This window comes from Cellulosimicrobium protaetiae, from assembly GCF_009708005.2.
GTDB classification, from domain to species: domain Bacteria; phylum Actinomycetota; class Actinomycetes; order Actinomycetales; family Cellulomonadaceae; genus Cellulosimicrobium; species Cellulosimicrobium protaetiae.
The window spans coordinates 1,328,815-1,354,692 of the sequence record NZ_CP052757.1; the positions used below are offsets into that span (position 1 = coordinate 1,328,815).

At 71.4% G+C, this 25,878-nt stretch carries 18 protein-coding genes and 3 rRNA genes; 11 read left to right on the forward strand and 10 right to left on the reverse strand.

From position 1 onward, the window contains the following. Nucleotides 1-3: 3 nt before the first annotated feature. Nucleotides 4-1,659, reverse strand: coding sequence for a MocR-like pyridoxine biosynthesis transcription factor PdxR (gene pdxR, locus FIC82_RS05720; RefSeq protein ID WP_253691508.1), 1,656 nt, complete (start codon nt 1,657-1,659; stop codon nt 4-6). A gap of 110 nt (nt 1,660-1,769) precedes the next feature. Between pdxR and FIC82_RS05725 the strand changes: the two genes are divergently transcribed. The 3 genes from FIC82_RS05725 (at nt 1,770) to FIC82_RS05735 (ending at nt 4,005) form a co-directional block, all read left to right on the forward strand. Continuing rightward, on the forward strand, nt 1,770-2,753 hold the full coding sequence (locus FIC82_RS05725) for an aldo/keto reductase (protein ID WP_154797891.1): 984 nt from the start codon (nt 1,770-1,772) through the stop codon (nt 2,751-2,753). Nucleotides 2,754-2,815: 62 nt separating this feature from the next. Further along, on the forward strand, nt 2,816-3,346 hold the full coding sequence (locus FIC82_RS05730) for a GNAT family N-acetyltransferase (protein WP_154797892.1): 531 nt from the start codon (nt 2,816-2,818) through the stop codon (nt 3,344-3,346). Between the two features lie 41 nt (nt 3,347-3,387). Next, entirely contained in the window at nt 3,388-4,005 is a 618-nt protein-coding gene (locus FIC82_RS05735) for a nitroreductase family protein (RefSeq protein ID WP_168731525.1), read from the forward strand. A 24-nt stretch (nt 4,006-4,029) separates the two neighbouring features. Here the strand turns inward: FIC82_RS05735 and cofC are convergent, their stop codons facing one another. Both cofC and cofD read right to left on the reverse strand, forming a co-directional pair. Continuing rightward, complete coding sequence (gene cofC / locus FIC82_RS05740) at nt 4,030-4,818, reverse strand: 2-phospho-L-lactate guanylyltransferase (protein WP_253691510.1); 789 nt, start codon at nt 4,816-4,818, stop codon at nt 4,030-4,032. Then, a complete protein-coding gene (cofD, locus tag FIC82_RS05745) occupies nt 4,811-5,764 on the reverse strand; it encodes a 2-phospho-L-lactate transferase (protein WP_168731526.1) in 954 nt (317 codons plus the stop codon). Before cofD ends, cofC begins: the two co-directional genes overlap by 8 nt. A 39-nt stretch (nt 5,765-5,803) precedes the next feature. Between cofD and FIC82_RS05750 the strand changes: the two genes are divergently transcribed. The 3 genes from FIC82_RS05750 (at nt 5,804) to FIC82_RS05760 (ending at nt 8,789) form a co-directional block, all read left to right on the forward strand. After that, on the forward strand, nt 5,804-6,124 hold the full coding sequence (locus FIC82_RS05750; protein ID WP_154797893.1) for an MTH1187 family thiamine-binding protein: 321 nt from the start codon (nt 5,804-5,806) through the stop codon (nt 6,122-6,124). Nucleotides 6,125-6,284: 160 nt separating this feature from the next. Continuing rightward, nucleotides 6,285-7,742, forward strand: a complete 1,458-nt coding sequence (locus FIC82_RS05755; protein WP_154797894.1) for a restriction system modified-DNA reader domain-containing protein — start codon at nt 6,285-6,287, stop codon at nt 7,740-7,742. 300 nt (nt 7,743-8,042) lie between these two features. Further along, nucleotides 8,043-8,789: an aspartate/glutamate racemase family protein gene (locus tag FIC82_RS05760; protein ID WP_216609995.1), complete on the forward strand. Its 747-nt coding sequence runs from the start codon at nt 8,043-8,045 to the stop codon at nt 8,787-8,789. On the opposite strand, the gene FIC82_RS05765 is transcribed toward FIC82_RS05760, so the two are convergent. Both FIC82_RS05765 and FIC82_RS05770 read right to left on the reverse strand, forming a co-directional pair. Next, nucleotides 8,689-9,540 carry an ABC transporter permease gene (locus tag FIC82_RS05765; RefSeq protein WP_154797895.1) on the reverse strand — a complete coding sequence of 284 codons (852 nt, stop codon included), beginning with the start codon at nt 9,538-9,540 and terminating at the stop codon, nt 8,689-8,691. The two genes, FIC82_RS05760 and FIC82_RS05765, sit on opposite strands and share 101 nt — an antisense overlap. Then, nucleotides 9,537-10,616 (reverse strand): ATP-binding cassette domain-containing protein, encoded by a 1,080-nt coding sequence (locus tag FIC82_RS05770; RefSeq protein WP_168731527.1) that lies wholly within the window; start codon nt 10,614-10,616, stop codon nt 9,537-9,539. The genes FIC82_RS05765 and FIC82_RS05770 overlap by 4 nt, the downstream gene beginning before the upstream one ends. A gap of 94 nt (nt 10,617-10,710) precedes the next feature. On the opposite strand from FIC82_RS05770, the gene FIC82_RS05775 reads away from it, so the two are divergent. From FIC82_RS05775 to rrf, 4 genes are all read left to right on the forward strand, one after another. Continuing rightward, entirely contained in the window at nt 10,711-11,736 is a 1,026-nt protein-coding gene (locus FIC82_RS05775; RefSeq protein WP_154797897.1) for a helix-turn-helix transcriptional regulator, read from the forward strand. 592 nt (nt 11,737-12,328) lie between these two features. Further along, a 16S ribosomal RNA gene (locus FIC82_RS05780) occupies nt 12,329-13,850 on the forward strand. 475 nt (nt 13,851-14,325) lie between these two features. Continuing rightward, nucleotides 14,326-17,432, forward strand: a 23S ribosomal RNA gene (locus tag FIC82_RS05785). Nucleotides 17,433-17,527: 95 nt separating this feature from the next. Beyond that, nucleotides 17,528-17,644, forward strand: a 5S ribosomal RNA gene (gene rrf, locus FIC82_RS05790). Together the 16S, 23S and 5S rRNA genes form the textbook arrangement of a ribosomal RNA operon. Nucleotides 17,645-18,538: 894 nt before the next feature. On the opposite strand, the gene FIC82_RS05795 is transcribed toward rrf, so the two are convergent. The 5 genes from FIC82_RS05795 to FIC82_RS05815 all read right to left on the reverse strand — a co-directional run bounded on the left by FIC82_RS05795 (nt 18,539) and on the right by FIC82_RS05815 (nt 24,007). Beyond that, nucleotides 18,539-19,510, reverse strand: a complete 972-nt coding sequence (locus FIC82_RS05795) for an alpha/beta hydrolase (protein ID WP_168731528.1) — start codon at nt 19,508-19,510, stop codon at nt 18,539-18,541. Then, on the reverse strand, nt 19,507-20,466 hold the full coding sequence (locus FIC82_RS05800; protein ID WP_154797898.1) for a zinc-binding dehydrogenase: 960 nt from the start codon (nt 20,464-20,466) through the stop codon (nt 19,507-19,509). Before FIC82_RS05800 ends, FIC82_RS05795 begins: the two co-directional genes overlap by 4 nt. A 70-nt stretch (nt 20,467-20,536) precedes the next feature. Beyond that, complete coding sequence (locus FIC82_RS05805) at nt 20,537-21,247, reverse strand: maleylpyruvate isomerase N-terminal domain-containing protein (RefSeq protein WP_154797899.1); 711 nt, start codon at nt 21,245-21,247, stop codon at nt 20,537-20,539. Between the two features lie 61 nt (nt 21,248-21,308). Continuing rightward, the gene (gene metX, locus FIC82_RS05810) at nt 21,309-22,625 is read right to left on the reverse strand and encodes a homoserine O-acetyltransferase MetX (RefSeq protein ID WP_154797900.1); all 1,317 of its coding nucleotides are present in this window, start codon (nt 22,623-22,625) and stop codon (nt 21,309-21,311) included. 44 nt (nt 22,626-22,669) lie between these two features. Next, nucleotides 22,670-24,007, reverse strand: a complete 1,338-nt coding sequence (locus tag FIC82_RS05815; RefSeq protein WP_168731529.1) for a bifunctional o-acetylhomoserine/o-acetylserine sulfhydrylase — start codon at nt 24,005-24,007, stop codon at nt 22,670-22,672. Between the two features lie 377 nt (nt 24,008-24,384). Here FIC82_RS05815 and FIC82_RS05820 point away from each other — a divergent pair, with 377 nt between their 5' ends. Beyond that, nucleotides 24,385-25,800, forward strand: a complete 1,416-nt coding sequence (locus tag FIC82_RS05820) for a C40 family peptidase (protein WP_154797901.1) — start codon at nt 24,385-24,387, stop codon at nt 25,798-25,800. The last annotated feature ends 78 nt before the right edge of the window (nt 25,801-25,878 follow it).

Below are 25,878 nucleotides of genomic sequence, written 5' to 3' on the forward strand. Positions count from 1 at the left end.
CCCTCAGCCTCCTGCCCCAGGACGAGCGGCGGCGCGGACCGCGTCGGACAGGCGGGCCAACGCCTCGTCGACGCGGGCGTCGGCCAGGTTGCCGTACCCGAGCACGAGGGTCGTCGACCGCTCGGCGGGGCGGACCTGGTAGCGGCGCAGGTCGGCGACCGTGACCTCGCGGCGCGCGGCCTCGCGCACGACGTGCGCGGCGTCGGGGGCGGGGCCGTCCGGTGAGCCGGGCAGGGAGAGCAGAGCGTGCATCCCCGCCGCGATGCCGCGCACCGCGGCGCCGGGCAGCTCGCGGGCCAGGGCGTCGAGCACGGCGTCGCGACGACGGCGGTACCGCCCGCGCGCGGCGCGCAGGTGCCGGTCGTACCCGCCCGACGCGACGAACCGCGCGAACGTGAGCTGGTCGACCGTGGACGGTGCCGCCGTCGAGCCGTGCAGGGTGGCCGCCCGCATCACGGACTCCCGCCAGCGCGCGGGCACGACCATCCACCCGACGCCGAACGCCGGGCTCATCGTCTTGCTCACCGACCCCAGCAGCACCACACGCTCGGGGTCGAGCTGCTGGAGCGCGGCGACGGGCCGGCGGTCGTACCGGAACTCGGCGTCGTAGTCGTCCTCGACCAGGAGACCGTCGACGGCACGAGCCCACGCGACGACGGCCTCGCGCCGCTCGGGCGCCAGCGCGGAGCCGGTGGGGAACTGGTGCGCCGGCGTGAGCAGCGCCGCCCGCGCCCCGGTCCGGCGCGACGCCGCGACGAGCGCGTCGACGTCCGCGCCCGCGTCGTCCACGGGGACCGGGACGGGCGTGAGCCCGACGCGCGCCGCGACGTCGCGCAGCACGGACCAGCTCGGGTCCTCGACGAGGAGGTGCGTGTGACCCGCCTCGACGAGCGCCGTCGCGACGCGCGCGATCCCGTCGGTCGCGCCGCGCGTGAGCACGACGGCGTCGTCCGCCGCGGCGGCGACCCGCGCCCGGCGCAGGTGGTCGGCGACGACGGCCCGCGCGTGCGGGTGCCCGGCGGGGGAGGGCTGGCCGAGGTCGTCGTTCGACGCGGTACCGGTCGAGGAACCGAGCGCGTCGCGCGCCGCCCGCAGCCACGCGTCGCGCGGCACGTGCCGGAGGTCGGGCACGCCGGGCGCGAGGTCGAACCGGGCGCGCGCGGTGCGGGTTCTGCCGGTGTCGGTCCGCCCGGCGTCCACGACGGCGCGCGCGGGTCGACCATCCGCCGCTCGTCCCTCGCGGCTCCCGCCAGGCCCGCCACGACCCGCGCGCGCCGTCGTTCCCGCCGGGCTCGTGGGCCACTCGCCGTGCGCACCCGTTCCCCTGGGGCTCGTCGATCGGGCGCCGACGCCGGCGGCGGTGGAGACGCGGGTCGCCGACCCGGTGCGCGCGTCGAGGAAGCCCTCGGCGACGAGCTGGCCGTACGCCTCCGTGACGACCCAGCGCGAGACGCCGAGCGACTCCGCGAGCTGTCGGCTCGGCGGCAGCGCCGCCCCGGCCGGGATGCGGCCGGTGTGCACCGCGTCGCGGACCGCGCGCTCGAGCCGTTCGACGCGCGAGCCCGGCCCCGTCCCCAGGTCGAGCAGCGCCTCCCAGGCGAGCTCCGCCATCGTCCCCGGACGAGCCGCTGGGAGCGAATTGGTCTGGTCGGTGGTCATGGGATCGGACCGTACACCCGTGCCGATCTCTCCGTAGCGTGGAGCACGTCATCAGGACCACGGGTCCACCACGGACCACTGCGGTCCATCACGAACCTCGGGAGACCACCATGCGGTACCGCACCATCGGCGACGGGCGCACCTCCTTCGACGTGTCGACCCTCTGCCTCGGCACGATGAACATGGGCACGCGCGTCGACGAGGACACGTCGTTCGCGATCCTCGACCGCTACCTCGAGGCAGGCGGCACGTTCCTCGACACCGCGAACAACTACAGCTACTGGGCCGGCGGCCACGGTCGCGACAGCGAGGACCTCCTCGGCCGCTGGCTCGCGAGCCGTGGCGTGCGCGACGACGTCCGCATCGCGACCAAGCTCGGCGCGGCGAAGAAGGACCCCGCCCTGCCGCTGCAGAACGTCGAGCCCACGAACTTCCAGGGGCTCGGCGCCGACGTGATCGGGTACGAGGCGCACGAGAGCCTGCGCCACCTCGGCATCGACCACATCGACGTCCTCTACGGGCACGTCGACGACTACGACACGGCCATCGCCGAGACCGTCGGCGCGTTCGGCAAGCTCCAGGCCGAGGGCGTCGTCGGGATCACGGGCATCTCGAACGTCGCGCTGTGGCGCGTCGTGGAGGCGCGCGAGGAGGCGCAGCGTCAGGGCATCGCGCCCTACGGGCTCGTGCAGCAGAACTTCACGTACGCCTACCCGACGCCCGAGCCGGGACGCCACAACTGGGCGTCGTACGAGCTGCTCGACTACGCGGCCTCGACGGGCGTCGACGGGCGCCCGCCGCTCGCCGTCACCGCCTACTCGCCGATCCTCCAGGGCGCGTACGTGCGCCGCGACAAGCCGCTGTGGGACGGGTTCGACCACCCGACCACGCGCGAGCGCATCCGTCTCCTGCACGAGGTCGCGGGTGAGCTCGGCGCGACGCCGAACCAGGTCGCGCTCGCGTGGCTCCTCGGCGGCGAGCACCCAGTGGTCCCGATCATCGGGCCCAGCACGCTCGAGCAGCTCGACGAGCTCCTGGGTGCGGCCGACCTCGAGCTCGACGCGGAGCTGCGCGCGCGCCTCGACGCGGCCTGAGCGTTCGCGTGTCCCGCCCGGTCCGGTGCCTCGGCACCGGGCCGGGCTGCCACGATGGGCCGATGCCCACCACGACCGTCGCGCGCGTCCGACCGGACGACTGGCGCGACCTCCGGGACGTCCGCCTGCGGGCGCTCGCGGACGCGCCGTCCGCGTTCGGCTCGACGCTCGCGCGGGAGGTCGCGTTCCCCGACGACGTGTGGCGCGAGCGTGCGGCGCAGGGCCGCACGCTCCTCGCACGGCAGGTGCCCGACGGCGGTGCCGCGGCCGGGCGCGACCGGTCGCCCGGGGCGGTGGTCGGGATCGCGACGGTCGTCCCCTCGCCCGACGACCCGACCGCGGCCGACCTCGTCTCCGTGTGGGTCGACCCGGCCGCGCGGGGCGGAGGCGTCGCGGCGGCGCTCCTGCGCTCCGCTGACGCGCTCGCGGCCGAGCTCGGGGCGCGGACGCTCGCGCTGTGGGTCACCGCGACCAACACCCCGGCCCGCACGCTGTACGAGCGCGCGGGCTTCGCCGCGACCGGCGAGACGAAGCCGCTCCCGAGCGACCCGCGCCTCGTGGAGGTGCGGATGACCCGTCCGGTCCGCGGATAGGGTGCAGGGGACCTGCTGCCGGACCGTGCCGAGGGGGCCACGTGGAGTTCCAGGACGTCGTCCGACGCCGGCGCATGGTGCGCCGGTTCACCGACGAGCCGGTCGCGGCGGACGCGGTCGACCGCCTCGTGCGCAACGCGGTCCGCGCGCCGAGCGCTGGGTTCGCGCAGGGGTGGTCGTTCCTCGTGCTCACCGAGCCCGACGACGTCGCGCGCTTCTGGGCCGCGACCTCGCCCGAGCAGCCCGAGCGGAGCATGAGCGCGTGGCTCGCGGGGATGCGCACGGCGCCCGTGCTCGTCGTGGTCCTCACGTCGAAGGACGTCTACCTCGACCGGTACGCCGAGGACGACAAGGGCTGGGCCGACCGCGACGAGAACCGCTGGGCCGTGCCGTACTGGCACGTCGACGCGGGGATGGCCGCGCTGCTCATGCTGCAGACCGCGGTCGACGCGGGGCTCGGCGCGTGCTTCTTCGGCGTGGCCCCGGGCGAGGTCGCGCGGCTGCGCGCCGCGTTCGGCATCCCCGACGCGTACGCCCCTACCGGGGTCGTCGCCGTCGGGCACCCCGCCGACCGGGCGACCACGGGCTCGCCGCGCCGTCGCGCGCGCAAGCCGCTCGACGACGTCGTGCACCGCGGCCGGTGGGGAGGACGGTCGTAACCTGGGCGCGCGGGACGCTCCCCGTCAGGCCTCGCGGTCGCGCAGCGCCGGGACGTGCAGCCCCACGGCCGCGCGCGCGTTGGCCGGCAGCTCGTCCCAGTCCTCCACGGTGTCGAGGTCGACCGCGGTCCCCGGCCGGTGCACGACGACGGCCCGTAACCCGAGCCGCTCGGCCTCCGCGACGTGCGCCGCCCGGCTGTCGGCGCCGAACCGGAACCGGAACGCCTCCACGCCCGCGTCGAGAGCGAGCAGGTTGGTGCCGGATCCCGCCCGGTCCGTCGCGACGACGACCGCCGCGTCCTCGGCGAGCAGCGCCGCGACGTCCTCCGGCGTGAGCGCGGGGAGATCGGCGTGCGCCACGAGGAGTCGCACCGGGCCCGCCGCCGGCGCGTCCTGGGTCGCGATCTCCCGGCCGACCTCGACCGCGGCGTTCAGCCCCGGCCGGTCCGCGGGCTGGAGCACGATGCGCAGCCGGTCCGCTTCGTCGGTCAGGAGGGGGAGCGCGTCCGACCCGGCGGACCCCGCGGCGTCGGCGGACTCGTCCACCACGACGTCCCGCAGCGCACGCCACGTGAACCGCGGGTCGGACGTCACGACGACCACGCGCTCCACGCCCTCGCTCGCGAGCAGCGTCCGCACCACGTGCCGCGCGAGCACGGCGATGAGGCGGCTGCGTGCCGCACGGTCCAGGACGTGCGCGAGCCGCGACTTCCCGGACGACCCGTCGCGCAGCGGCACGACGGCGACGACGCGCCCCGGGCGCGCGGGCACGCCCGGGTGGGCTGCGCCGTCGGGCACCACGAGGTCACCCACGGACGACCCCCACCGAGCGGAGGAGCGTGCGTGCGAGGCGCTCGCGGCCCTCCGTGCCACCCATCATCGTGTCCGTGACGACGACGTCCATCCCGAGCGCCCGCACGTCGTCGGCGAGGTGGGCGTCGTGGTCGTCGATCACCATGACGTCGACGAGCCCCACGTACAGCCGCGCGATGCCGAGCGCGGAGACCTCGTGCCCGAGCGTCGTGAGGATCTGCGCCGCCGGGCCCTTGATCGCGCGGCCGCCGACGATCGGGCTCACCGCGACACGGCGTGCGGCGGTCCCGGCGAGCGCGTCCCGCACCCCGGCGACGCCCAGCACCGGTTCCACCGACAGGAACGGGTTCGACGGCGCGACCACGACCACGTCGGCGTCGGCCACCGCGTCGAGCACGCCGGGCGCCGCGCGCGCCTCCTCGATGCCGTCGTACACGAGGCCGAGCACGTCGTCCGTGTGCCGTCGCCCGACGAAGTACTCCTGGAACCCGAGGCGCCCCGCGGGCGTGTCGACGAGCGTCGCGACACGGTCGTCGCTCACGGGCAGCACGCGCGCCTGCACGCCGAGCGCGGACGTGAGCTGCGCGGTCACGTCGGTCAGCGACGCTCCGGCGCGCAGCCGGGCCGTCCGCACGACGTGCGTCGCCAGGTCCTTGTCCCCGAGCGTGAACCACGTGTCCTCGCCGAGCCGGCCCATCGCCCCCAGCGCCGCGTACGTCTCGCCGACCACGCCCCAGCCGCGCTCCTCGTCCGCGAGCCCGGCGAGGGTGTACGTCACGGTGTCGAGGTCGGGCGAGATCCACAGCCCGTGCAGCTCGACGTCGTCCGCGACGTTCACGACGACCGTGAGGTCGGCCCCGGCGAGGTCCAGGCCGTGCGCGAGGCGTGCCCCGCCGACCCCGCCCGCGAGCACGGTCACGCGGTCGGTGCGGTGTTCTGCTGTCACGACGACGAGCCTACGTCGGGGCCGTGCCACGATGGCCCCATGGCCGTCTTCGCCTTCTCCGTCGCCCCGCTCGGTGCCGGCGAGTCCGTCGCGGACTCCGTCGCCGAGGCAGTCCGCATCGTCCGCGAGTCGGGCCTGCCCAACCGCACCACCGCGATGTTCACCGAGATCGAGGGCGACTGGGACGCCGTCATGCCCGTGATCCAGCGCGCCACCGAGGCCGTCGGAGCGGGCGGGCACCGCGTCTCTCTCGTCATCAAGGCCGACATCCGGCCCGGCCGGTCCGGCGAGCTCACGGGCAAGATCGAGCGCGTCGAGGAGCGTCTCGCGGCCGAGTCCGAGGAGACCGGGCACGCCTGACCTGCGGCGCCGCGCGAAACCGCCGCACGTCCCCGGGCGGCCCGCGGGCGTGCCCCCGCGGAGGACGGTTCGACCGGTTCGAGGGACTTGACCGGCGACGTAGGCTATGGCGCAAACGCCCCCGCCCAGGTCGCGTCCCGCTGCAGCAGGAGATCCACCGATGCCCCTCTTCGAGGTGGACGCCGAGCGTCCCGTACTGGTCCAGCCGCCCCAGCCGGCAGGAGCCTTCGGGACGGACGCGCAGCGCGTCGTGGACGGCAACATCGAGGGGCTGCTGGGCGAGCAGATCTTCCCCGTCGCGCAGGGCACGTCCGCCGACGAGCCCCACCTCCTCGCGCTCGACGCGGCCGGTCTCCCCGTCGTCATCGAGGTGACCGCCGAGCTCACCGAGGACGCGCTGACCACGGCGCTCAACCACGCCGGCCGCGCCGGGCGCCTCACGCGCGCCGAGCTCGCGGCCCGGTACACCGGCGGCGCGTCGAGGTTCCAGCAGGACGTCGCCGCGTTCTACGACAACGTCCCCCTCACGCGCTCGCAGGCGACCGCCCGCGCGACCGGCGCACGCCTCATCGTCATCTGCTCCAGCGCGGCCCCCGGCATCCAGGACGCGCTCGACTTCCTCCGCCAGCCCGGCTCCCCGGTCGCCGTCCTGCGCCTCGGCGTCGTGCAGGGCGCCGACGGCCGGCGCTTCGTCGACGTGTCACCTCTCGCGATGACACGCGACAACCCCGCACCACCCGCCGCGCCCGAGCCTCGCCGGGGCCGCGCCGTCGCCCCGGGTTCCGACTTCGCGGACGGCGTCGCCGTGGGCCGAGCCCTGACCGGCAAGTTTCCCGTGGTGACACGGCAGGCCGCGCAGTCCCGGGCCGAGCGCCGTCGCGCCGCCGAGCTCGAGCCGCGCGCCGGCTCCGCGATCGCGCCGACCCCGGCGGACGAGACCGGCCCCCTCGCCGTGCTGGCCCCGATCGCCGCGCCGTCGCCGCGCGCCGAGCCTCCCGTCCTGGACTTCGTGCCCCTCGACGACCCGCTCACCGCCCGGACCGTGCCCGAGCCCGCGTCCGCAGGCTGGGCCGACCGCCGCCCCGTCGAGGCCGGCGACGACGCACCGACGCCCCGCACGTCGATCCTCACGCGCGAGTCGATCCGCACCCGGGAGTCGATCCGGACCCGCGAGTCCTACCTCACCCACGAGTACGGCGAGCAGCGCAACCCGTCCCACGAGCGCGCCTACGACCCGCTGTCGTACCACCCGCCGGTCGACCTCGACCCGGTGCCGGCCTCGACCTCCGTGAGCCGCGACGTCGTCCCCGTGCCACCCCCGCCGCCCGTGGACGTGCCGCTCGGGCCCGAGGACGACCCGGACCTCGTCGCGCTCGCGCGCGCGTTCGGCGCGCCTCGCGAGCTCGTGTGGTCCCGCCCGCGCCGCGGCCAGCGCTTCGAGGCGATCCTTCAGCCCGACGGCTTCATCGAGCTGGCCGACGGCGCCCGGTTCCGCCACCCGGACCTCGCCGCCGTCGCGGTGTCGGGCACGCACACCGCCGACGGCTGGAGCGTCTGGCGCCTCGGCGCCGACGACGGCCCCACCCTCACCGACGCCTTCCGCGAGCACCACGCCTGAGCCGCTTGTGGTCCGGTCCACGGCGCGCGTGGTCGGGTGCGCTCGTCGGTTCTGGTCTGCTGCCCGCGTGGTCGGGCCCGCGGTGAGGTCGGACCGTGCGCTCGGACTGGCGCACCGTCACCCCGGTCTTCCGGGCGGCAGTTCTGGGAGTGCGCCTTGACGTCCTTCGCACACGGTCCGACCCCACCGCTCGTCCTGCCCGTCGCCGCACGACCTGTGTGGCGGGGTTCGGCGTCCGGCCCGCGGGCCCGACCTGACCGCAGTCCCTGAGCAGCTGGAGCACGACGACCGGAGGCGCACGTGATCGGGTTCCTGCACACGGCGGACGTGCACGTCGCGACGTTCGGTGGGCTCGTCGACGTCGTCGCGCCGGGGGAGGGACACGTGCACCGGGCGGATGTGTCCCTGCTCGCCGATGCGCGGGCGGGGGTGCCGGTCGGCGAGCGGGTCCGGGCGCACGTCGACGCGCTCGTCGCGGCGGGGGCGTCGGTGGTGGTGTGCACGTGCTCGACGCTCGGGCCGGTCGCGGAGGAGGTGGTGGCCGGGGTACCCGTGGTGCGGGTGGACCGGCCGCTCGCGCAGGCGGCGGTGCGCGACGGTGGCCGGGTCGCCGTCGTGGTGGCGCTCGCATCGACGCTCGGCCCGACGACGGAGCTCTTGTCGGAGGCCGCTCGGCGCGCGGGGACCGCGGTCGAGCTCGAGCCGGTGGTGTGCACCCATGCGTGGTCGGACTTCGAGGCGGGGGACCTGGGCGCGTACCACCGGGGCGTCGCGGACGCGGTGCGGGACGCCGTCGCGCGCCGGGCGCCGGACGTCGTCGTGCTCGCGCAGGCCAGCATGGCGCCCGCGGCGGCGCTGCTCGCCGACCTCCCGGTCCCGGTGCTGACGAGCCCGGGCAGCGCGGTGGCCCGGGCCGTGGAGCTGGCCCGGGCCAGACGCGAGGTGCTCAGTCGGTGGTGCGCACCATGGTGCGGATCCCGACGGCGAGCCCGACGGCGGCCGTCACGGCGGCGGCGACCCAGCCCCACGCGACGGCCGAGGCCGTGAGATCGCCGGCGAACAGCGCGCGCTCCGCGTCGACGACGTACCGCAACGGGTTGACGTCGGACGCGACCTGCATCCAGCGAGGCCCGGTCTCCAGCGGCAGGAGCATGCCGGACAGGATCATGAGGGGGAAGATCAGCGTCTGCTGCACCACCCAGAACATCCAGTCCTGCTTGCGCACCGCGAGCGCGAGCGCATAGCTGAGCGACCCGATGCCGACGCCGAAGACGGCGAGGAGCGCGAGCCCGACGACGGCGCCGGCGGGGTGGAGCTCGAACCCGAACGGGAGCATGACGAGCACCACCACGACCGACTGCGCGACGATCGGGACCATCTCCTTGAGGGCGCGGCCCACGAGCAGCGAGGCCCGTGAGAGCGGGGCGACGAGCATGCGCTCGTGCGCGCCGGTCTGGAGCTCGACGAGCAGGTTCGCCCCGGTCGTCGTGGTCCCGAAGAGCGTGGTCATCACGAGGATGGACGGGACGAACCACTGCCAGACGTTGCCGCCGAGGACCTCCTGACCGGTCGTCGTGCCACCCAGCGAACCGACGAGCAGGGGGCCGAACAGGGCGAGGAAGACGATCGGCTGGACGAGCCCGAACAGCACGGAGAAGGGGTCGTGCACGACGGGGCGCAGCTCGCGGACGAGCACGATCCCGGTGTCGCGCGTGAAGGCGGCGAGCCCACGACGGGCGCGCGGGCGGGCGGGTGCGGGGTGCGGGGCGACCGTGGGGGCGATGTCGACGGTGCTCATGCTGCGGTCCTCTCGGTGGGTCGGGTGTCCTCGGCGGCGTCGGTCGTGGTCGCGGCGCCGGCCTCGCGCAGGCTGCGTCCGGTGAGCGCGAGGAAGACGTCGTCGAGCGTGGGGCGGTGCACCTGCGCGGTCTCGACGCCGATGCCGTCCGCGTCGGCGGCGCGCAGCAGGCGAGGGAGGTAGGCGTCGCCGCGCTCGGCGCGCACCTCGAGCGTGGGCGCGGCGTCGTGCCCGACGGCGGGGCCGTCGTCGGGCGTGCGGGTCGCCTCGCGGAAGCCCTCGATGCGGCGGGCGAGCTCGGTGAGCCGCGCGGCGCCGTCGTGCCCGCGCGCGGGAGCGAGAGTGACGACGACGCGGTCGCCGGCGAGGTCGGCCTTGAGGTTCTCGGCGGTGTCGTCGGCGATGACCTGGCCGTGGTCGACGACGACGACACGCTCGGCCATCGTGTCCGCCTCGTCGAGGTAGTGCGTCGTGAGGACGATCGTCATGGGCTCGCCGGTGGCGGCCAGCGCGTCGTCGCGCATGCGCAGCACGTGGTCCCACAGGTTCGCGCGGTTGTGGGGGTCGAGGCCGGTCGACGGCTCGTCGAGGAACAGCAGCGACGGCGCGTGCACCAGGCCCATCGCGACGTCGAGCCGTCGCCGCTGCCCGCCGGAGAGGTCGGACACCTTGCGGGTGCGGTACGTGGCGAGCTCGAGCGAGTCGAGGAGCTCGTCGGCGCGGCGTCGCGCGGTGCGCCGGTCGAGGCCGTGGATGCGGCCCTGGCTCGCGAGCTCGTCGACGGCGCGCTGTGCGTGCCCGGCGCCGTTGCCCTGCCCGACGTAGCCGATGCGGTGCCGGACGGCGTCGGGCTCGGCGACGACGTCGTGCCCCGCGACGGTCGCGGTCCCCGACGTGGGCCGGATGAGCGTGGTGAGCATGCGGAGCGTGGTCGTCTTGCCCGCCCCGTTGGGGCCGAGGACGGCGACGAGCTCGCCGGGTGCGACGTCGAGGTCGATGCCGCGGACGGCGTGCACCGTGGCGCTCGCGTCGCGCCCGACGGCGAAGTCCTTGGTCAGTGCTCTGGTGCGGATCACGGTGGCTCCTCCTGGGTGTGCGTCCTGCGTCGAGACCGACGTTGCCAGGGGTAGCGGACAGGTTTCGTCCTCTACCGCGTGCGAACCTGAGGACATGCTCGAGACCTCAGGACGACTGCTGCGACTGCTCTCGCTGCTCCAGGCGCGCCGGGACTGGCCGGGCGCCGCGCTCGCCGAGCGGCTCGACGTGAGCCCGCGCACCGTGCGCCGCGACGTCGACCGGCTGCGCGAGCTGGGCTACCCGGTGCGAGCGACGAAGGGGCCCGACGGCGGCTACCGGTTGGACGCCGGAGCGGACGTCCCACCGCTCCTGTTCGACGACGAGCAGGCGGTCGCGGTCGCGATCGCACTGCGCACGGCGACGCTCCCCGGCGTGGAGGACGCCGCGGCGCGCGCGCTCGCGACGATCCGCCAGGTCATGCCCGCGCGGCTGCGCACGCGCATCGACGCCCTGGAGGTGACGGCGGTACCGGGGCGTCGGGAGCAGTCACTCCCCGTCGTGCGGGCGGACGTGCTCGTCGCCGTCGGGACCGCGACGAGCGACCGTCGCGTGCTGCGGTTCGACTACGACGGCGGGACGGGCGAGGTGCTGCGGGCCGCGGGGAGCGAGGCCGGCGAGGGCTTCCGTGCACCGCGCCGGGTGGAACCGCACCACGTCGTCACCTGGGGCGGCCGCTGGTACCTCGTCGCGTGGGACCTCGACCGGGACGACTGGCGGACGTTCCGGGTCGACCGGATGACGCCGCGAGACGGTGCCGGCGCGCGGTTCGAACGGCGTGCGCTGCCCGTCCGGGACGTCGCGACGTTCGTCGCCGAGCGCTTCGCTCGACCCGAGATGCCCGCGCGCGGGACGGTCGAGCTCGACCTCGACGCCGCCGACGTGGCGGCCTGGGCCGGGTCGGGTGCGCTCGTCGAGGCCGTGGGGGAGGGACGGTGCCGACTGACGGCCGCCTCGTGGTCGTGGGGAGGCTTGGCTGCCTGGTTCGGGATCTTCGACGCGCCGTTCACGGTGGTCGGGCCGGAGGAGCTGCGCACTGCGGTGGCCCGCCTGGCGGTGCGGGCGGCGGCGTCCGCAGCACCGGCAGCGGCCGACGGCGAGGCGCCGAGCGGGCAGCGATAGGTGCCCGGGAGCTGTGCGCCGAGGGGGAGTGGCCCGGGTCACGACGGCGCGAGTTGACCATCCGCGTCCGGACCCCGTAATGTTCTCGAGGTCGCCCGGCAGGGAGGAACAGACACCACGGCACAGCTCCTCGGAGCAGATGCGAAGTGGCTGGTCCCCCGGGTGCAACTCCCACCAGATTCTCGGAGCACAGTGCTGCGCCGTGAGTAAGGTGAGGGTGTCTGGATCAGGTACATTTCTGAACGGAAATCCGGTTTTCACCGGTCCGGGACGAACGGCCGGGTCTGGTAGGATTCAGAACGAAGGAAGCGCCCCGCGCAAGGGCCTCGGGAACGAGGTCGGAGGCGGTGTGTGTCGGTTGTTTGAGAACTCAACAGTGTGCTTGTTAGTCAATGCCAATTTTTGTCCCTGTGGCATGGCTGGTCGTCTTGCCCGTCCGGGTGGGGTGGTTGGTCGTGTCTGGGATTCCTTTGGTTGATTTCGGAAGATGATGTCATCTTTCGTGTTGATGCCAGTTTTTGTGAACCCTGTTGGGGTTCGCTTCGTATGGATTGTTCATCATCGGGTTTGTCCTGGTGGTGGGCGTTGTTCATTTACGGAGAGTTTGATCCTGGCTCAGGACGAACGCTGGCGGCGTGCTTAACACATGCAAGTCGAACGATGATGCCCAGCTTGCTGGGTTGATTAGTGGCGAACGGGTGAGTAACACGTGAGTAACCTGCCCTTGACTTCGGGATAACTCCGGGAAACCGGGGCTAATACCGGATATGAGCTACCCTCGCATGGGGGTGGTTGGAAAGTTTTTCGGTCAGGGATGGGCTCGCGGCCTATCAGCTTGTTGGTGGGGTGATGGCCTACCAAGGCGACGACGGGTAGCCGGCCTGAGAGGGCGACCGGCCACACTGGGACTGAGACACGGCCCAGACTCCTACGGGAGGCAGCAGTGGGGAATATTGCACAATGGGCGCAAGCCTGATGCAGCGACGCCGCGTGAGGGATGAAGGCCTTCGGGTTGTAAACCTCTTTCAGCAGGGAAGAAGCGCAAGTGACGGTACCTGCAGAAGAAGCGCCGGCTAACTACGTGCCAGCAGCCGCGGTAATACGTAGGGCGCAAGCGTTGTCCGGAATTATTGGGCGTAAAGAGCTCGTAGGCGGTTTGTCGCGTCTGGTGTGAAAACCCATGGCTCAACCATGGGCTTGCATCGGGTACGGGCAGACTAGAGTGCGGTAGGGGAGACTGGAATTCCTGGTGTAGCGGTGGAATGCGCAGATATCAGGAGGAACACCGATGGCGAAGGCAGGTCTCTGGGCCGCAACTGACGCTGAGGAGCGAAAGCATGGGGAGCGAACAGGATTAGATACCCTGGTAGTCCATGCCGTAAACGTTGGGCACTAGGTGTGGGGCTCATTCCACGAGTTCCGTGCCGCAGCAAACGCATTAAGTGCCCCGCCTGGGGAGTACGGCCGCAAGGCTAAAACTCAAAGGAATTGACGGGGGCCCGCACAAGCGGCGGAGCATGCGGATTAATTCGATGCAACGCGAAGAACCTTACCAAGGCTTGACATGCACGGGAAGCCACCAGAGATGGTGGTCTCTTTGGACACTCGTGCACAGGTGGTGCATGGTTGTCGTCAGCTCGTGTCGTGAGATGTTGGGTTAAGTCCCGCAACGAGCGCAACCCTCGTCCCATGTTGCCAGCGGGTTATGCCGGGGACTCATGGGAGACTGCCGGGGTCAACTCGGAGGAAGGTGGGGATGACGTCAAATCATCATGCCCCTTATGTCTTGGGCTTCACGCATGCTACAATGGCCGGTACAAAGGGCTGCGATACCGTAAGGTGGAGCGAATCCCAAAAAGCCGGTCTCAGTTCGGATTGGGGTCTGCAACTCGACCCCATGAAGTCGGAGTCGCTAGTAATCGCAGATCAGCAACGCTGCGGTGAATACGTTCCCGGGCCTTGTACACACCGCCCGTCAAGTCACGAAAGTCGGTAACACCCGAAGCCCATGGCCCAACCGTTCGCGGGGGGAGTGGTCGAAGGTGGGACTGGCGATTGGGACTAAGTCGTAACAAGGTAGCCGTACCGGAAGGTGCGGCTGGATCACCTCCTTTCTAAGGAGCTACCAACACTTCCCTGGCCGGCTTTGCTGGTGGGGGGTGTTCAGGTGCCACGCCATCGCCGTACGTGTGGTGGGTGGTTGCTCATGGGTGGAACATTGACGAAAGAGCGTCCTGGTCTTCGCTGGTGTCAGTACCTGCCGGCCTCTCGTCCTTCGGGGTGGGTGGTGGGTGGTGGAACATCGCTGGTGAGGGGTGGGGGGCTTGTCGAGCACACTGTTGGGTCCTCAGGTCACCGGCCACCGGTTGGTGGGGTGCCTGGTACGGGCCGGTCCTCGGATCACGAACCGCTTCGTCTGCTTCCCTTGGGGAGTTGGTGGGGTAGGCGGGTCCTGGTGGGGGTCGGGGTCGTTGGTTGTTTGAGAACTGCACAGTGGACGCGAGCATCTTTGTAAAGATCAAGACACACTCGCTTGCCTTTCGGGGTGCGTGGGTGTGGTTCTTGGTTCTCTGCAGTTTTGTTGTTTTTGTTGAAGTTTTTAAGGGCACAGGGTGGATGCCTTGGCACTAGGAGCCGAAGAAGGACGTTGTAGCCTGCGATAAGCCTCGGGGAGCTGGCAAACGAGCTGTGATCCGAGGGTTTCCGAATGGGGGAACCCCGCACGAGTCATGTCGTGTGACCCGCACCTGAATATATAGGGTGTGTGGAGGGAACGTCGGGAAGTGAAACATCTCAGTACCGACAGGAAGAGATATTCCGTGAGTAGTGGCGAGCGAAAGCGGACGAGGCCAAACCGGGCGCGTGTTAAAGCTGTCAGGCGTTGCGTGTTCGGGGTTGTGGGACCCTTCTGGTGGATCTGACAGTCCGCCGGGGAGTCAGAAAGTCGTGTCATAGTCGAACCGCATTGAAAGGCGGACCACAGACGGTGCGAGTCCGGTAGACGAAATGGTGCGGCCTCCCGAAGGGGATCCCAAGTAGCACGGGGCCCGAGAAATCTCGTGTGAATCTGGCAAGACCACTTGCTAAGCCTAAATACTACCTAGTGACCGATAGCGGACCAGTACCGTGAGGGAAAGGTGAAAAGTACCCCGGGAGGGGAGTGAAATAGTACCTGAAACCGTGTGCCTACAATCCGTTGGAGCCTCCTTGGCTGGGGTGACAGCGTGCCTTTTGAAGAATGAGCCTGCGAGTTAGTGCTCAGTGGCGAGGTTAACCCGTGTGGGGAAGCCGTAGCGAAAGCGAGTCCGAACAGGGCGCCCATAGTCGCTGGGTCTAGACCCGAAGCGAAGTGATCTAGCCATGGGCAGGTTGAAGCGCGGGTAAGACCGCGTGGAGGACCGAACCCACCAGGGTTGAAAACCTGGGGGATGACCTGTGGTTAGGGGTGAAAGGCCAATCAAACTTCGTGATAGCTGGTTCTCCCCGAAATGCATTTAGGTGCAGCGTCACGTGTTTCTTGCCGGAGGTAGAGCTACTGGATGGCCGATGGGCCCTACAAGGTTACTGACGTCAGCCAAACTCCGAATGCCGGTAAGTGGAAGCGTGGCAGTGAGACTGCGGGGGATAAGCTCCGTAGTCGAGAGGGAAACAGCCCAGACCACCGGCTAAGGCCCCTAAGCGTGTGCTAAGTGGGAAAGGATGTGGAGTTGCACAGACAACCAGGAGGTTGGCTTAGAAGCAGCCACCCTTGAAAGAGTGCGTAATAGCTCACTGGTCAAGTGATTCCGCGCCGACAATGTAGCGGGGCTCAAGTACACCGCCGAAGCCGTGGCATCTGCGCTCAACTCAGGCCTTCGTGGTCCAGAGGCGCAGGTGGGTAGGGGAGCGTCGTGTGGGCAGTGAAGCCGCGGGGGAACCCAGTGGTGGAGCCCACACGAGTGAGAATGCAGGCATGAGTAGCGAAAGACGGGTGAGAAACCCGTCCGCCGAATGACCAAGGGTTCCAGGGCCAGGTTAATCCGCCCTGGGTAAGTCGGGACCTAAGGCGAGGCCGACAGGCGTAGTCGATGGACAAGGAGTTGATATTCTCCTACCGGCGAAGAACCGCCCATACCGAGCCCGGTGATGCTAACCGTCCAAACCTGTCCGCCGGCCCTTCGGGGCCATGGGCAGGGGCGCGCGGGACCCGAACCGGTAGTAGGTAAGCGTATTAACAGGGGTGACGCAGGAAGGTAGCCCGGCGTGGCGATGGTAGACCACGTCCAAGGCTGTAGGCCGTCTGGTAGGCAAATCCGCCAGGCATACAGGCTGAGAGCTGACGGTGAGCGCACAAGCGCGAACTGGGTGATCCTATGCTGCCAAGAAAAGCCTCGACGCGAGGTTCTAGCCGCCCGTACCCCAAACCGACTCAGGTGGTCAGGTAGAGAATACTAAGGCGATCGAGAGAATCGTGGTTAAGGAACTCGGCAAAATGCCCCCGTAACTTCGGGAGAAGGGGGGCCCGAAGCGTGAACACCCTCGCGGTGGGAGCGTGGACGGCCGCAGAGACCAGGGAGAAGCGACTGTTTACTAAAAACACAGGTCCGTGCGAAGTCGCAAGACGATGTATACGGACTGACGCCTGCCCGGTGCTGGAAGGTTAAGAGGACGGGTCAACCCCTCGGGGTGAAGCTCAGAATTTAAGCCCCAGTAAACGGCGGTGGTAACTATAACCATCCTAAGGTAGCGAAATTCCTTGTCGGGTAAGTTCCGACCTGCACGAATGGCGTAACGACTTCTCCGCTGTCTCAACCGCGAACTCGGCGAAATTGCACTACGAGTAAAGATGCTCGTTACGCGCAGCAGGACGGAAAGACCCCGGGACCTTTACTATAGCTTGGTATTGGTGTTCGGTGCGGCTTGTGTAGGATAGGTGGGAGACTGTGAAGCCCGTACGCCAGTGCGGGTGGAGTCAACGTTGAAATACCACTCTGGCCGCTTCGGATGTCTAACCTCGGTCCGTGATCCGGACCAGGGACAGTGCCTGGTGGGTAGTTTAACTGGGGCGGTTGCCTCCTAAAATGTAACGGAGGCGCTCAAAGGTTCCCTCAGCCTGGTTGGCAATCAGGTGTCGAGTGCAAGTGCACAAGGGAGCTTGACTGTGAGACTGACAGGTCGAGCAGGGACGAAAGTCGGAACTAGTGATCCGGCGGTGGCTTGTGGAAGCGCCGTCGCTCAACGGATAAAAGGTACCCCGGGGATAACAGGCTGATCTTGCCCAAGAGTCCATATCGACGGCATGGTTTGGCACCTCGATGTCGGCTCGTCGCATCCTGGGGCTGGAGTAGGTCCCAAGGGTTGGGCTGTTCGCCCATTAAAGCGGTACGCGAGCTGGGTTTAGAACGTCGTGAGACAGTTCGGTCCCTATCCGCTGCGCGCGCAGGAAACTTGAGAAGGGCTGTCCCTAGTACGAGAGGACCGGGACGGACGAACCTCTGGTGTGCCAGTTGTTCCGCCAGGAGCACCGCTGGTTGGCTACGTTCGGAAGGGATAACCGCTGAAAGCATCTAAGCGGGAAGCCTGCTTCAAGATGAGGTTTCCATACCCTACGGGGTGAGAGGCACCCAGCAGAACACTGGGTCGATAGGCCGGACGTGGAAGCGGGGACGAAAGACCCGTGCAGCTGACCGGTACTAATCAGCCGACAACTTCAACACCAACACACTCTTGTGCTACGCGTCCACTGTGCGGTTCCCGAACCACCAACACCACACCCCCACGGGGTGCCCGAGTGTTGACAGGTTCACAGAGTTACGGCGGTCACAGCGAAGGGGAAACGCCCGGTCCCATACCGAACCCGGAAGCTAAGCCCTTCAGCGCCGATGGTACTGCCCTGGAGACGGGGTGGGAGAGTAGGACGCCGCCGGACAACCCTTCACCGAAGGCCCACCCCAACACGGGGTGGGCCTTCGGCATATCCGCATACCCGGACCCGCGCGCACCACAACCAGGACCAGCCGAGACACAACCCCGGTCCCGCGCAGCCAAACCCCGGCCCGCGGAGACAGAACCGCGTCCGCCGCAGCAGAACTCTGGTCGGTCGAGATAGAACCCTGGTCGGTCGAGATAGAACCCTGGTCGGTCGAGATAGAACCCTGGTCCGCCGAGGTAGAACCGTGGTCGGTCGAGGTATAACCGTGGTCGGTCGAGATAGAACTGTGGTTGCTTCCTGCCCGACGGCGTGTGGTCGCCCTGGGTGGTCGGGGTGGGTGGCGGTGCCGCGTCTACCATCCGCCGCTCGTTCCTCGCGGCTCCCGCCAGACCCAACCACGACGCGGCACCACCACCCACCCCGACCGGCGTCGTCTCGCCTCGGTCGTCGCTCACCCGGGTTCACTGCCCGCGGCGTCGGCCCCGGGCACCCGCCACCAGCCGCACCCTGCCCACACAAGAGATCGCCTGATCGGCCTACCGGGGCCGCCCCGGTCGGCGGTCCCCCGACCACGGAGACCCGACGGCAGAGCGGTGGGGGTGGGCTCGGATGCGAAGGGGCGTCAAAGCCGCGCTCCAAGAACCCACACCCGAAAGACCACGGCGACGGCGCGGCAGCCCCGAGCAACCGAGACCAGCCCCACCGCGAACCCGACCACGGCACTACCTCGCGCGACCACGGTTCTATTTCGCGTGGCAAGGGTTCTCTCTCGCGCGACCACGGTTCTACTTCGCGCGGCCACGGTTCTCTTTCGCGCGGCCACGGTTCTCTCCCGGCCGGCCCGTGTTCTCATTGCGTGGTCCGCGGTTCTCGCCTTGTGGGGCAGCGGTGTCAGGCCCAGCCGTAGGCCGCGGACCAGCGCACGATCTCCGTGAAGAATCGTGCGCGTGGTTCGGGGGCGGAGAGCGAGAGGTCGTGCATCCCGCCGGGGATCCGTACGAGGGTGACGATCCGCCCGAGGTGCGATGCCCGGCGGGCGAGCGGTTCGACGTCGAGGACGATGTCGGCGGACCGCATCTCCTCGGACCAGCGCGTGCTGAACAGCGACCTCTCGGCGAGGAGCACGAGCACGGGGCAGTCGATGGAGAGGCCGGCTGCGACGCGCGCGTGGCCCGAGATGACGGCGCGCAGCCAGCCGGCACGGACGGGGAACGACGGGACGGGGCGCCAGGCGTCGTCGATCACCCACGCGCCGTCGTCGCGGTCGCGCAAGGTCCGGGCGTAGTAGCCGGGGTCGACGTTCGGCAGCGGTGTGCGGGGCTGGAACCGGGCGAGCTGGCGGATCGCGGGCCCCGAGACGGTCCGGGCGACCGACGACCCCTGGAGCTCGAGCCACGGGCTGTTGAGCACCAACCCGCGCACGACCCCGGGGTGCCGGTGCGCCCAGAGCGCGGCGACGAGCCCGCCGGTGGAGTGACCCATGAGCATGATCGCGACGTGCGCTCCGAGGTCCTGACGCACGACGTCGAGCGCCGCGGCGATGTCGGCGTCGTACTCCGTGAGGTGGTCGGCGTACCCGGGGGTCTGGTGGGGGCGCAGGCTGCGCCCGTACTTGCGGAGGTCCACGGCGTAGAACGCGGCACCGAGGCCGCGCCAGGTCTCGGCGAGCTCGGTCTGGAAGAAGTAGTCGCTCCAGCCGTGCACGTACAGCACCGCGCGTGCGGGGCGGATCGGGTCGTGCGTCGTGGGCGCGTGCCGCACGACGGTGACGACGACCTCGCCCTCGTCGTCGGGCTCCAGCTCGACCGTGCGCTGTTCGTACCCGGCGCCGAGGACGTCCGGGCCCCAGCCCGGGGACGTCACGGCGTGAGCACCACCTTGCCGAAGTGCTCCCCGGCGTGCATGCGTGCGAGGCCGTCGCGTGCCTGCGTCAGGGGCAGCACCTGGTCGACGACGGGGCGGACCTCGCTGCGGGCGAGGAACCGGAGCAGCGCGGCGAGGTCGTCGCGTGACCCCATGGTCACGCCCTGGATGCGGAGCTCGTGGAAGAAGACGCGGGTGAGCTCCGCCGGGGTCGCGTCGCCGCTGGTCGCCCCGGCGACGACGACGGTCCCGCCCGGACGTACGGAGCGCAGCGAGTGCTTCCAGGTCGCCTGGCCGACGGTCTCCACGACGACGTCGACCGGCGCGGGCAGGCGGGCGCCGGGCTCGAAGGTCGCGGCCGCGCCGAGTCGTGCGGCGCCCGCGCGCTTGCCCGCGGAGCGGGACGTCACCCACATCTCGAGCCCGGCGGCTGCCCCCAGGGCGACCGCCGCCGTCGCGACCCCGCCGCCCGCGCCCTGGACGAGGACGCGGTCGCCGGGTGCGGCGCCGCCGGCGGTGAAGAGCATCCGGTACGCGGTGAGCCAGGCGGTCGGGACGCACGCGGCCTCGACGAAGGTGAGCTCGGGGGGCTTGGGGACGAGGTTGTGCGTCGGGACGGCGACGCGCTCGGCGAGGGTGCCGGGGTAGCGCTCGGACAGCAGCGACCGTCGTTCGGTCGGGCCGACGCCGTGCCCGTCAGCCCCGATCACCGCGTGCACGACGACCTCGCTGCCGTCGGGCGCGACGCCGGCCGCGTCGGTCCCGAGGATCATGGGGAGCCGGTCGGCGGGCAGCCCGACGCCGCGCAGGGACCACAGGTCGTGGTGGTTGAGCGAGGCGGCGCGGACGTCGACGGTCGTCCAGTGCTCACGGTTCTCGGGTTCGGGCTGGTCCCCGACGACCAGCCCGGCCAGGGGGTCGTCGGGGTCGGTGTGGTCGGCGTAGGCGGCGAGCATGCCCCCAACCTACGGTCCGGCCTGCGTCGGGACCACGGGGGCCGGCGCGCCCGCTCGCCCGACACCGGAGTCAGAGCAGCGGGAGCATCCGCCCGAGGTCGGGCACGGCGTCGGAGGTGTGCACGGGCTCCAGGGCGCGCGCGAGCTCGTCGACGTCGTACGGGACGCGGCCGCACGCGAGGCGCAGCCACAGGCGTGGCTCGCGCACCTCGAGGGACCAGCCTCCGCGCGTCACGACGACGCGGAGCAGCTCGGCCGCGACGGCGTCGAGCGCCGCACGGTCCACGGGGTCGGAACGCACCCCGGGGAAGCTCCGAGCCAGGTCGTCGGCGTGCACCACGAGCTCGAGGACGCGTGAGCGCACCATGTCCAGGAGCGTGATCGGTCCGCGTCGCGCCTGCACGACGCGCTCGTCGGCGAGCTCGTCGAGCCGGGCGAAGCCGGCAGCCGCGAAGGCCTCGACGTGCCCGAGGCGGTCGGCGGCGATCTGCTCGTCGAGCGCGCGCGTCGCGTGCTCGATCTCGTCGGCGCGCTCCGGGTAGGTGCCGAGGTACTCGGCCAGCGTGAGGGGGACGGTGCCGGCGGGGACGGGGCCGCAGAGGGCGAGGGTCTCCATGACACGACCGAGGTGGGCGACGAGCTCGCCCACCGTCCAGCCGTCGAGCACGCTGGGGCGCGCGGCGTCGCGGTCGAGCTCGCCCCCGAGGTCGCGCAGCCACCGGTCGAGCCGGTCCCATTGGGAGTGCAGGTGCTGGGCGGCCTCGGTCACGTCGCTGTCCATCCGCTCATCGTGCCAGGTGGTGGCGAGACGGTCCGTCACGGTGCCGACCGGTGGACCTCGCTCAGTCGCGGACGCTCGCCCGTTCGCCCAGGAAGTCCGCGACGATCGGGCCGAGCTGGTCGAACTCGATGAGGAACCCGTCGTGACCGAAGTCGCTGACCAGCGTCCGCAGCGGCTCCGCTCCAGGGATGCCGGCCGCGATCCGGGCGCAGTCCGCGGGCAGGAAGAGCCGGTCGGAGTCGACGGCGACGACGAGCGCGTGCGCCGTGACCTGCGCGAGCGCCGCTTCGACGCCGCCGCGGTCGCGGCCCAGGTCGTGCGTGAGCATCGACTCGGTGAGCACGACGTACGAGTTCGCGTCGAAGCGCCGCGCGAGCTTGTCGCCGTGGTGGTCGAGGTACGACTGCACGGCGTAGCGCCCGTCCGTGAACGGGTCCTCTCCGCCCTGCGGGAGGCGGCCGAACCGGTCGTCGAGCTCGCGCGCGGACCGGTACGTCGCGTGCGCGATCTGGCGGGCGATGCCGAGCCCGACGTGCGGGCCGTCGCCGTCCGCGGCGTCGTAGTAGTCCCCGCCCCGGTAGCCGGGGTCGGCGCGCACCGCGCCGAGCTGCGGGTGCGCCCAGGCGATCTGGTCGCCGGTGGTCTGGGCGGTCGTCGCGATGGCGGCGAGCGAGACGACGTCGATCCCCGACTCGGGCCCGAGCAGCGCCCACTCGAGGACGCGGTGCCCGCCCATCGACGCGCCGACGACGAACGCCCACGACGTGACCCCGAGCGACCGCGCGAGCTCGATCTCGACGGCGACCTGGTCGCGCGTCGTGACGCGCGGGAAGCGGCTGCCCCAGGGGCGGCCGTCGGGAGCGGTGGACGCCGGGCCGGTGGTCCCCTGGCACCCACCGAGCACGTTGGGCGCGACGACGAACCAGCGGTCGGTGTCGATCGGCGCGCCGGGCCCGACGAGGGACTGCCACCAGCCTGCGGAGGCGTGACCCTCTCCGGCGGGACCGCTCACGTGGGAGTCGCCCGTGAGGGCGTGCAGGACGAGGACGGCGTTGGAACCGTCCGGCGCGAGCGTGCCCCACGTCTCGTACGCGACGCGCACGTCGGGCAGCCGAGCGCCGGACTCGAGGTCGAACGTGCCGACGTCGGCGAACTGCCGCCCCCCGACGGGGTCACCCTCGCGCCAGGCACCCGTCGCCGGGACCGGCGGCTTCACCCGCGCGCGCGACGGCGAGACGCCGCGCCCCGCCGCGACGCCCGGCCGGGGGCCGCGCCAGGCGTCAGGAGCGGGGGAGGGAAGGTCGTCGTTCACAGGGCTCACCGTCGGCCACTGTACGGCCGGGGCGCGCAGGGCGCCCCGGCTGTCCAGATCCGTCATCGCTGTCCTCGTCGTGGTTCTGCCGCGCGTGCGGGCGCCGTCGCTCAGGCGTCCAGCGACGACTTGGCGGCCGTGAACCCGAGCTCGAGGTCGGCGAGGATGTCGTCGACGTGCTCGATGCCGACCGCGAGCCGGACGAGGCCGGGCGTGACACCGGACTTCGCCTGCTCCTCGGGGCTGAGCTGGGCGTGGGTCGTCGACGCAGGGTGGATGACGAGCGAGCGCACGTCGCCGATGTTCGCGACGTTGGAGTGGAGCTGCAGGGCGGAGACGAAGGCCTGCCCGGCCTCGCTACCGCCGTCGAGCTCGAACGCGAGCACCGCGCCGGCGCCGCGGGGCAGGTACTTCTGTGCGTTGGCGTGCCACGGGCTCGACGCGAGCCCGGCGTAGTGCACGGTGCGGACGTCGTCGCGCGCCTCGAGCCACTCCGCGACCTTCTGCGCGTTGGCGACGTGACGCTCGACGCGCAGCGACAGCGTCTCGATGCCCTGCGCGATGAGGAACGCGTTGAACGGCGAGATCGCGGAGCCCAGGTCGCGCAGGAGCTGCACTCGCGCCTTGAGCACGTAGGCGAGGTTCGCGCCGAGGATGCCGTCCACCCCGAGGTCGCGCGCGTAGACGAGGCCGTTGTACGACGGGTCGGGCGTGTTGTAGTTCGGGAAGCGCTCCGGGTGTGCCGCGTAGTCGAAGGTGCCGCCGTCGACGATCACGCCGCCGATCGCGGAGCCGTGACCGCCCAGGTACTTCGTCGCCGAGTGCACGACGACGTCCGCCCCGTGCTCGAGCGGGCGCAGCAGGTAGGGGGTCGCGACCGTGTTGTCGACGATCAGCGGGACACCCACCTCGTGCGCGACGGCCGCGACGGCCTCGACGTCGAGGACGTCGGCCTGCGGGTTGGGGATCGTCTCGCCGAAGAAGAGCTTGGTGTTCGGGCGCACCGCGTCGCGCCAGGCCTGCGGGTCGTGCGGGTCGGCGACGAACGTCGTCTCGACGCCGAGCTTGGCGAGCGAGTACTGGAGCAGGTTGTAGGTGCCGCCGTACAGGCTCGGGGACGCGACGACGTGGTCGCCCGCCTCCGCGACGTTGAGGATCGCGAACGTCGTCGCGGCCTGCCCGGACGCGAGGAGGAGCGCGCCGACACCGCCCTCGAGCGACGCGATGCGGTTCTCCACGACCTCCTGGGTCGGGTTGCCGATGCGCGTGTAGATGGGGCCGAGGTCCTTGAGCGCGAAGCGGTCGGCGGCCACGGACGCGTCGGGGAAGACGAACGACGTGGTCTGGTAGATCGGCAGCGCGCGGGCGCCGGTCGTGGGGTCGGCGGTCTGGCCGGCGTGGACCTGGCGCGTCTCGAAGGACCAGGCGGGGGCGTTCTCGGTGCTCACGGTGCTCTCCTGCGGGTGGGTGGGGCGGGACGACGGCGCACGGCGCGCCGGGCGGACGGGTGCCGCGGGTGCGAGGGGAGCCGGGGATCCGACCGTCCACCGCGGCGGGTGGCGCACGCGGGACGGGATGCCACGGCGAGGACGTCGTCGACGACGGCTCGCGGGCAGGCGAACGTGCGCTGGGGTCAGCGACACATTCGACGGGACATGCTCGTGAGGCTAGGCGTGTTCCGCGCGCGCCGACAGGGGCGTCTCGCGATGCGAGACCACATCCTGAGAAGGTTCCGGCTCCTCCGATGGCGCATCCGGGGCGAACTGGGCAGACTCGTGCGGGTGCTGTCAACGGGACACGCCGAGCGGACTGCCGAGGAGGTGCGATGAGCGACGAGATCCGGGTGCGGGCGAGCGGTCCCGGCGCTGCGCCACGTCGTCGCCCTGCACGTCGACGCCTCGTCCCCGCGGGGGTCGCGGGAGCCCTCGCGCTGCTGCTCACCGTCGGGCTCGCGCCCTCCGCGTCGTCCGACCAGCCGTCGGACGACGACGTCCGCACGGCGCGCGAGGCCGTGGACGGTGCGGCCCGTGACGTCGCGGCGGTCGAGGGCGAGCTCGCCGGGCTCCGCGACCGCAGGGCCGCCGCGGAGGCGGCCGTCGAGACCGCCGCCGAGGAGTACGCCGCCGCGCAGGACGCGCTCACGACGGCGGACACCGAGGTCCGTGAGGCCCAGGAGGCGCTCACCACCGCGCAGGAGGACGAGTCCGACGCGCGGGCCGCGGTGGCCGCGCTGTTCCGCGCGTCCCGGCAGGGGTCCGCCGACCTCGACGCCCTCCGCGCCGTGCTCGACGCCGACGGCGTGGACCAGGTCGTCGAGCGGGAGAACGCCGAGCGCGTCGCCGGCCGCACCGCAGGACGCGCGGTCGACGCGCACGCGACGGCGCGCGCCGTCGCGGACACCGCACGCGCCCGGGCCGACGCGGCGCTCGCGCACCAGGCCGAGGTCGAGGACCGTGCGCGTGACGCGCTCGCCGCCGCCCAGGTCTCGTCCGACGCGCTCGACGACGCCGTGCAGGAGTCGGCGACCCGCCGGGAGTCGCTCCTCGCCGAGCTCGCCCGGGCGCGGGCCACGAGCGTCGACGTCGAGCGTCAGCGCCAGGACGCCCTCGACGCGCAGGCCGCGAGCGAGCGCGAGGCTGCCGCCCGGGCGCGCGTCGAGGCCCCGGCCTCGGGGACGCCGTCGGGCACGCCCGCGGCGCCGCCGACGAGCAACCCCGCGCCGGAGAACCCCGCGCCTGCGCCCAACCCTGTTCCGAACCCCGCGCCCGACCCTGCACCCGCGCCGAACCCGGCGCCTGCCCCGAACCCGGCTCCCGCACCGACTCCCGACCCGCCGCCGGTCGTCACGCCACCCCCGGGGACGGGGGTCGGCAGCGCCGCGCAGGGCCAGGCCGCGGTCGCGTGGGCGCGCACCAAGGTCGGCGCCCCGTACGTGTTCGGCGGCACGGGACCGGGCTACGACTGCTCGGGTCTCACGTCGCGCGCGTGGGCGGCCGCGGGCGTCGACATCACCCGCACGTCGCGCTCGCAGTACCAGCGCGTGCAGAAGATCCCCTACGACCAGCTCCGGCCGGGCGACCTGATCTTCTACGCGAACGACACCTCGAACCCGTCGACGATCCGGCACGTCGCGATGTACACCGGGAACGGCATGATGATCGAGGCCCGCCAGCCCGGCAGCCCCGTGCACGAGGTCGCGATGCGCTGGGCCGACGCGATGCCCTACGCCGGGCGTCCCTGAGCCATCGACCTTCCTCGGGATCGCACCTTGCTCGTCGCGTGACCGGTGCCCTACGGTTCCGTCATCCTGACCAGGAGG

Coding starts and splice junctions, on each gene's coding strand:
- pdxR (WP_253691508.1), bottom strand. CDS start 1,659: ATGACCACCGACCAGACCAATTCGCTCCCAGCGGCTCGTCCGGGGACG.
- FIC82_RS05725 (WP_154797891.1), top strand. CDS start 1,770: ATGCGGTACCGCACCATCGGCGACGGGCGCACCTCCTTCGACGTGTCG.
- FIC82_RS05730 (WP_154797892.1), top strand. CDS start 2,816: ATGCCCACCACGACCGTCGCGCGCGTCCGACCGGACGACTGGCGCGAC.
- FIC82_RS05750 (WP_154797893.1), top strand. CDS start 5,804: ATGGCCGTCTTCGCCTTCTCCGTCGCCCCGCTCGGTGCCGGCGAGTCC.
- FIC82_RS05755 (WP_154797894.1), top strand. CDS start 6,285: ATGCCCCTCTTCGAGGTGGACGCCGAGCGTCCCGTACTGGTCCAGCCG.
- FIC82_RS05765 (WP_154797895.1), bottom strand. CDS start 9,540: ATGAGCACCGTCGACATCGCCCCCACGGTCGCCCCGCACCCCGCACCC.
- FIC82_RS05775 (WP_154797897.1), top strand. CDS start 10,711: ATGCTCGAGACCTCAGGACGACTGCTGCGACTGCTCTCGCTGCTCCAG.
- FIC82_RS05800 (WP_154797898.1), bottom strand. CDS start 20,466: ATGCTCGCCGCCTACGCCGACCACACCGACCCCGACGACCCCCTGGCC.
- FIC82_RS05805 (WP_154797899.1), bottom strand. CDS start 21,247: ATGGACAGCGACGTGACCGAGGCCGCCCAGCACCTGCACTCCCAATGG.
- metX (WP_154797900.1), bottom strand. CDS start 22,625: ATGACGGATCTGGACAGCCGGGGCGCCCTGCGCGCCCCGGCCGTACAG.
- FIC82_RS05820 (WP_154797901.1), top strand. CDS start 24,385: ATGAGCGACGAGATCCGGGTGCGGGCGAGCGGTCCCGGCGCTGCGCCA.